The organism is Tropicimonas omnivorans (genome assembly GCF_031846565.1).
GTDB lineage: Bacteria > Pseudomonadota > Alphaproteobacteria > Rhodobacterales > Rhodobacteraceae > Tropicimonas_B > Tropicimonas_B omnivorans.
Genome location: NZ_JAVRHL010000001.1, coordinates 1,096,390 through 1,102,814, shown reverse-complemented (window position 1 = coordinate 1,102,814; position 6,425 = coordinate 1,096,390). Strand labels below are relative to the sequence as shown.

The window sequence follows — 6,425 nt, the reverse complement described above, 5'->3', positions numbered from 1 at the left end:
CCGACTGATTGCCGGGCGGATCGGCTCGGCTCTGACGTATCCTCCGGCCTGCAGGAAGTTGAACCCCTCTGACTTTGATGGTGTGACCGCCCCTCGACGGCATCTGGTGTGCCAAGGTGGGTCATCGACGATCCACGGGAGGGAGCGGTCCCACCATCGAAGCCGATGCCAATCAGAAACTCGCTGTGGTCTATTGAAACATGACCGGCGGTCTTAGCTTCAACAAGAATATAGTCCTCCGGGGCGTGGGCACCTTCGACGCTGTCAACTTTGTAGCTCGATTGCTTTGACCAGAGCATCTCCCGAAGGGAGCCACGTCGATACTTGTTCAACTTTGCCACACGCTCAGACGCCTTGTCAGAGCCAATTTTGTAGGTCAAACCATAACGATAATGACGCGGAAGGCGCACCTGACCGAATGAACCTGAGATCACTTCAGCTCTTCCGGCAGATCGTCCTGACCGGGTCCTTGGCAGAAGCCTCGCGACAGCTGAATGTCTCGAGCTCGGCCGCGAGTCGGCTGCTGTCGCTGCTTGAATCGGAAATCAATATAACACTTTTCAGCCGGGAGAAGCGACAGCTCATACTCACCGACGATGGTGACATTTTCTATCGTCGGCTTGTCCAGACGCTGGACGGTCTAGACGAGATTCCGACGCTTGCCTCGGACATCCGCAACCGGTCGCACAAGCGGCTGTCTTTGGTGACCGCTGCCCCGATCGCGCGAACGCTCGTGTCCCCTGCGCTGTCGTGGATGGAGGCCGACGGCCGTTCGATGCAATGCTCGCTCAACGTCGAGACCCGGTTCGACATCGAGAGCAAGGTCGCTGCGCGGGGCTACAATCTCGGGCTCATTTCCCTGCCGGTGGAGAACGCCATTCTCGACGTGGACGTGGAGCCGATCCTCGAGGTCGGAACCGAGGTATTGATGCCGCGGGACCATCCGCTGGCGGCGCACGAAAGGGTCACGGTCGAGGACATCGCCGGAGAGCGCTTCGTGGCGCTGCGTCCCGGTCAGCGCTGGCGCGACCGGCTGGACCGACTCCTCGGCACCACAGGCCACGAGGCCGAGGTCGCGGTGGAGACAAGCTCGAGCATCGTCGCGTTGCAACTGGTGCGCGACCGGCTGGGGATCACGCTGACGGACCGAGCCTCTGTCGATCTGCAGCAGGACGATGCGGCGGTGCTGCGACCGCTCGCGGACACGCACCCCATCACGTATGCCGCCATCCACGCGCCGGGGCCGCGCGCGCCGCTTGCCACCGCGTTCCTGGACGCGGTGAGCGAAGTGGTCGAGGCGCGGCGCGCCGCCGATCCGGCGGCGGCCGCGATGCTCGAGCTCATCTGAGAGGCCGGCTGCCGAGCACCTCGGCGCGCTTTTTGGCCGCCTCGGCCAACTGGCGCGCGATGGCGGCGCTCTGCCCGGTATAGCCTGCGGGGTCGAGCAGCGCGCGCACCTCGGTCTCGCCTAGAGAGCGTACTTCGGGGAGGTCGAGAAGCGTCTCTTCCAGCCCAGCGCCTGTTTCGTCCAACTCCTCGACCGCGTGATGGACGAGATCGTGGGCGCGGGAGCGGCCTGTTACCGGGGCAAGCGCCATCATCAGGCGCTCGGTCGCAACGAGGCCGCCCGACCGCATGAGGTTGTGGCGCATGCGATCCGGATGCGGCTCGAGCCGATCGAGCAGGCGTTCGAGATCGCGCGCCACGGTCCATCCGAGCGGAATGGCCGTGTCGAGGACCGAGGATAGAAGGTGGTTCGCGGCGGCGTCGCCTTCGTGGCTCGGCAGACCCGACTCCAGAGCCGGGGCGGTCTGGGCACGTAAGCGCGCGCATTCGGACTGCAGCCGCACCACGTGCTTGGGGTTCACCTTGTGTGGCATGGTCGAGCTGCCGACCACGCCGGCGTCGAGCCGTTCGCTGACCTCGCCGATCTCCTCGGTCATCAGCACATAAGCTTCGCGGGCAATGCGTTCGGTCGTCATGCCGAACATGCCGAGCTGTACAACGTACTCCGCGAAGATGTCGTTCACGGTGCGGCCAGGCACCACGAGTTCACCGAGACCGAGTTCGCGCGCGAGCGCCGACATGAGGCTGGGTCCATCCTCTCCGTATCCGTGGAAGGCGCCAACCGCACCACCGAACGGCAGCCGGAAGGTGCGCCCTCCGGCGTCGTCGAGCCGGTCGACGGCGCGCGAGAGCTCTTCGATCCAGCCGGCGACCTTGAAGCCGAAGGTGATCGGCACCGCGTGGCGCCGGTTGGTGCGTCCCGCCATCGGCGTCTCGGCATGCGCGCACGCCAGCTCGGCAAGCCGGGTGAAAGCGCGGGCCAAAGTGTCATTCATGCCCGATCGCGCCTGCCGGATCAGCAGGAGCCTGCCGGTCTGCATGACGTTCTGGGTCGTCGCGCCCCAATGCACATATCGGCCCGCCTCACCTGCATCTTCGGCAAGGCAGCGGGTGAGCGACAAGATCGGAGCCATGGTGCGCGCGATCGAGGCGCGCAGGCGGTCCTCGCCAATCGCTTCGATGCGGGCATGGCGGGTAATCTCCTTGCCGGCCCAGGCCGGGATCATGCCGATCTCGCCCTGCGCGCGGGCGAGCGCAGCCTCGACGTCGAGCCACGACTGCCAGAGGGCGCGGTCGGAAAAGAGCGTCTCCGGCGTGGGGGTATGCGCTTGCTCGTCCTTCATACCGCAATGTCCTCGGCCTTTTCGTCGCTCGTCTCGAACCTCGGGGCCGCTGCAAGCAGGCGCCGGGTGTACTCTGTCTCGGGTCGGGTCATCACGTCGGTCGCGGAACCGGTCTCGATCAGCTCTCCGTTCAGCATCACCGTGACGCGGGTGGCAATCTGGTGGACGACCGCCATGTCGTGGGTGATCAGCAGACAAGTGAGGCCGAGAACGCGCTGCAGTTCGCCGAGAAGGTTGAGGATCTGCGCCTGGACGCTGACGTCGAGCGCCGAGGTCGGTTCGTCGCAGACCAACATGCGAGGATCGGTGACAAGCGCGCGGGCGATGGCGACGCGCTGACGCTGGCCGCCCGAAAGCTGCGACGGATAGGAGTGCAGCAAGCGGTCCGGCAGGCGCACGAGGTCCATCATGTCGCGCGCCTTGGCCCGGCGTGAACGGGCGTCGCCTATCCCGCGCAGCGCCAGCGGGCGGCCGATGATCTCGGCCAGCGTGCGGCGCGGATTGAGCGAGGAATACGGATCCTGGAAGATCGGCTGCACGCGCCCTGCCCGGTCCATCGGCGCCATCCCGGAGACAGGCTTGCCGTCGAGCAGGATCTCGCCCGAGGTCGGCGCGTCGAGCCCGAGCAGCATGCGTGCGAGGGTGGACTTGCCTGACCCGCTCTCCCCGACGAGGGCAAGGATCTCTCCACGCATGACGCTGAGATCGACGTTGTCCACGGCACGGATCTCGTGCGGGGGGCCGAAGAGCCCCTTGCGACTGTGAAAGACGCGGGTGACACCCCGCGCCTCGAGCGCGGTCTCGGTGGCCTCGGCCTGCACGCGCTCGATCACCTCGGGCGCCTGCTGCAGGGCGCGCAGCTCGGCATCGGCCAGCACGCAGCGGCGCCAATGATCGGCGCCGCCCTTCACCGGCGGACGGGTTCTGGTACATTCGGGGCGGGCTTGGGTGCAGCGCGGTGCGAAGACGCAGGCGTCGGGCCGTGAATAGAGCGACGGCACGGTCCCGGGGATCGCCTCGAGCTTGCGCACGGGGCCGTCGGTGCGCGGGATAGCCCCGAGCAGAGCGCGGGTATAGGGATGGCGCGCCGCGCGCAGCACGGCTGCGGCCTCGCCGGATTCGACCACCTCGCCGCCATACATGACCGCGACGCGATCGACATTGCGGGCGACCACGGCGAGGTCGTGGGTGATCAGGATCATGCCCATCCCCATCTCGCGCCGCAGGTCCTCGAGCAGCTCCATGATCTGCGCCTGAACGGTCACGTCGAGCGCCGTCGTGGGTTCGTCGGCGATCAAAAGGTCCGGCTCCATCATCAGCGCCATGGCGATCATCACGCGCTGGCGCTGGCCGCCCGAGAGCTGGTGGGGATATTGCACCATGCGCGCATCGGGATCGGGTATGCCGACGCGGTCCAGAAGCTCGACCGCGCGGCGGCGGGCGGCGGCAGCTGATAGCTTGCCGCCGCGGACGCTCGCCTCGGTCAGCTGGCGCCCGATCCGGTAGACCGGGTTCAGCGAGGTCATCGGCTCCTGGAAGATCATGCCGAGCCTGGGTCCGAGATAATCCGAGGCAAAGGCCGTATCGTCCACCCCGGAGAGATCCACGCCGTCGAAGCGCACCGCCGAGGCCTGCATACGGGCGCGGCGCGGCAGGAGCCGCATCAACGCGAGGGCGGACATGGACTTGCCCGAGCCGCTTTCACCGACGATGCCAAGGCTCTCGCCCCTGTCGAGGCTCAGCGAGACGTCGCGGACCGCGTGCAGGGGCCCAGCGGGCAGATCAAGGGTCACGGAGAGAGTGTCGATTTCGAGCATCGGCATATCAGTTTCTCCCGTCGGGCGAGGTCACATCGCGCAGGCCGTCACCGAGAAGGTTGGCACCGATCACGAGCGCGAAGAGGCAGAGGCCGGGCAGCACCACGAGCCAGGGGCGGTAGAACATCGCCTGCTTGCCCTCAGCGATCATCAGGCCCCAAGACGGCATAGGGGGCTGGATGCCGACGCCGAGGAACGACAGGCTCGATTCTGCGAGGATCGCGATGCCCAGCTCGAAGGTGAAGATCACGATGATCGAGCTGATGAGGTTGGGCAGGATCTCGTGCCGGATTACCTGCCCCGGCGTCGATCCCGCGGCCTGCGCGGCGGCTACGAAGTCGAGGCTGCGGATGCGCTGCGTCGCTGCGCGGGTGACCACGAGGTAGTAGGTCCAGTGCAGCACTCCAACAATGCAGATCACCACCCACACAGACGGGCCGATGATGAAGACGAGCGCCATGGCGAGCAGCAGACCCGGCAGCGCCAGCTGCGCGGTCAGAAGGAAGCTTACGGCGTGGTCGATCCAGCCGCCGAAATAGCCGGCGATTACGCCTAGCGTCACGCCAATAAGCATGCCGATAGACGCTGCGCCGAGACCGATCAGAAGCGAGATGCGGGCGCCGTAGATGAGCCGGCTGAGATAGTCGCGGCCGTTCTGGTCGGTGCCGAGAATGTAGTCGGCATTGCCGCCCTCGGCCCAGGCAGGCGGGAGCATCCGCGCGCTGAGCGACTGCGCGAAGGGATCGTGCGGCGCAAGAAGCGGCGCGAAGATCGCGATGAGGATCAGAAGCACGATGATCGTACCGCCGATCAGGAGCCCCCCGTGTCCGCGGGCCCGCGTCAGCGCGAGACGAAGCGGCGTCGGCGGCAGCGCCTCGGGGGCATCATCGGTCGCGGCGACGGCACTCTTGGCTGCGTGCGGCTGCGTGGGGTCGGTCTGTGCGGGGTCGGCGTCCGTCATGATCATCCGATGCGGATCCTCGGGTCCAGGGCTGCGTTCAGGATGTCGGCCAGAAGGTTCATGGCCACGAAGACAAGGGCGAAGACAAAGATGAGCATCTGCACGGTCGGGATGTCCGAGCCGAGGATCGACTCGAGCGCGAGCCGGCCGAGCCCGTTGATGGCGAAGATGCTCTCGGTAATCACCGAGCCGCCGAATTTTTGTCCGAGCTGCACGGCGAGCACCGAGACGACCGGAAGGATCGCGTTGCGCATCGCGTGGCGAGTCAGCAGCGGCATGCCCCGGAAGCCCTTTGAGCGAGCGGTTCGGATGTAATCGCTGTCCATCACCTCGATGAGGCCGGTGCGGGTGAGGCGCATCACTGCCGGCACGGAACTGGCGCCGAGCACGAAGGCGGGCAGCACGAAGTGGAGCCAGGTGTCGTCACCCGAGACCGGGAAGATCGGGATCGTTACCGAGAAGAGGATGATCATGATTAGGCCGAGCCAGAAGTTCGGCACCGCCTGCGCAGAGACCGCGACGCCGAGGGCGAAGCGGTCGGCCCAGGAATTGGGCTTGAGCGCGGCCCATGCGCCGAGCGGGATCGAGATCAGGATCGTCACCGACAGCGCCGAGAGCGCCAGTGCGATGGTGGTCGGAGCCCGCGAGGCGACGAGTTCTGCCACCGGCTTGTTCCAGTAGTAGCTTTCGCCGAAATTGCCGGTCAGGACGCCGCCGAGCCAGTCGAAGTACCGCGTGGCGAGCGGGCGGTCGAGGCCGTAGGTGTCGCGGATCTGCGCGAGCATCTCGGGCGTCGCGTCCTCGCCGGCGATGGCATAGGCGGGATCGGTGGCGACGTTCAACAGAAAGAATGTGGCCAGCGAGACCGTGAACGCCACCGCGAGAGCCAGCGCCCCGCGTTGCAGGATGTATCTGAGCATGTGGTCTCCTCCCCGAATGAGGTTCCGCGCCGGGGTG

The 6,425-nt window shown here is 66.5% G+C and carries 5 protein-coding genes; 1 reads left to right on the top strand and 4 read right to left on the bottom strand.

The features are described from left to right. The first annotated feature begins 418 nt into the window (after window positions 1-418). Window positions 419-1,348 (top strand): LysR substrate-binding domain-containing protein, encoded by a 930-nt coding sequence (locus RM543_RS05280; protein WP_311689832.1) that lies wholly within the window; start codon window positions 419-421, stop codon window positions 1,346-1,348. Here the strand turns inward: RM543_RS05280 and RM543_RS05275 are convergent. Genes RM543_RS05275 through RM543_RS05260 form a run of 4 tightly spaced genes read right to left on the bottom strand, consistent with a single transcriptional unit; the run spans window position 1,341 to window position 6,388 of the window. Further along, window positions 1,341-2,690, bottom strand: coding sequence for a lyase family protein (locus RM543_RS05275; protein WP_311689831.1), 1,350 nt, complete (start codon window positions 2,688-2,690; stop codon window positions 1,341-1,343). The two genes, RM543_RS05280 and RM543_RS05275, sit on opposite strands and share 8 nt — an antisense overlap. Further along, on the bottom strand, window positions 2,687-4,513 hold the full coding sequence (locus RM543_RS05270) for an ABC transporter ATP-binding protein (protein ID WP_311689830.1): 1,827 nt from the start codon (window positions 4,511-4,513) through the stop codon (window positions 2,687-2,689). The genes RM543_RS05275 and RM543_RS05270 overlap by 4 nt, the downstream gene beginning before the upstream one ends. Window position 4,514: 1 nt before the next feature. Continuing rightward, window positions 4,515-5,474, bottom strand: coding sequence for an ABC transporter permease (locus RM543_RS05265; protein ID WP_311689829.1), 960 nt, complete (start codon window positions 5,472-5,474; stop codon window positions 4,515-4,517). Continuing rightward, the gene (locus RM543_RS05260; protein ID WP_311689828.1) at window positions 5,471-6,388 is read right to left on the bottom strand and encodes an ABC transporter permease; all 918 of its coding nucleotides are present in this window, start codon (window positions 6,386-6,388) and stop codon (window positions 5,471-5,473) included. Before RM543_RS05260 ends, RM543_RS05265 begins: the two co-directional genes overlap by 4 nt. Window positions 6,389-6,425: the final 37 nt, after the last annotated feature.

Excerpts from the sequence above, each read along its gene's own strand:
- RM543_RS05280 (WP_311689832.1), top strand. The coding sequence starts at position 419 with ATGAACCTGAGATCACTTCAGCTCTTCCGGCAGATCGTCCTGACCGGG.
- RM543_RS05270 (WP_311689830.1), bottom strand. The coding sequence starts at position 4,513 with ATGCCGATGCTCGAAATCGACACTCTCTCCGTGACCCTTGATCTGCCC.
- RM543_RS05260 (WP_311689828.1), bottom strand. The coding sequence starts at position 6,388 with ATGCTCAGATACATCCTGCAACGCGGGGCGCTGGCTCTCGCGGTGGCG.
- RM543_RS05275 (WP_311689831.1), bottom strand. The coding sequence starts at position 2,690 with ATGAAGGACGAGCAAGCGCATACCCCCACGCCGGAGACGCTCTTTTCC.
- RM543_RS05265 (WP_311689829.1), bottom strand. The coding sequence starts at position 5,474 with ATGATCATGACGGACGCCGACCCCGCACAGACCGACCCCACGCAGCCG.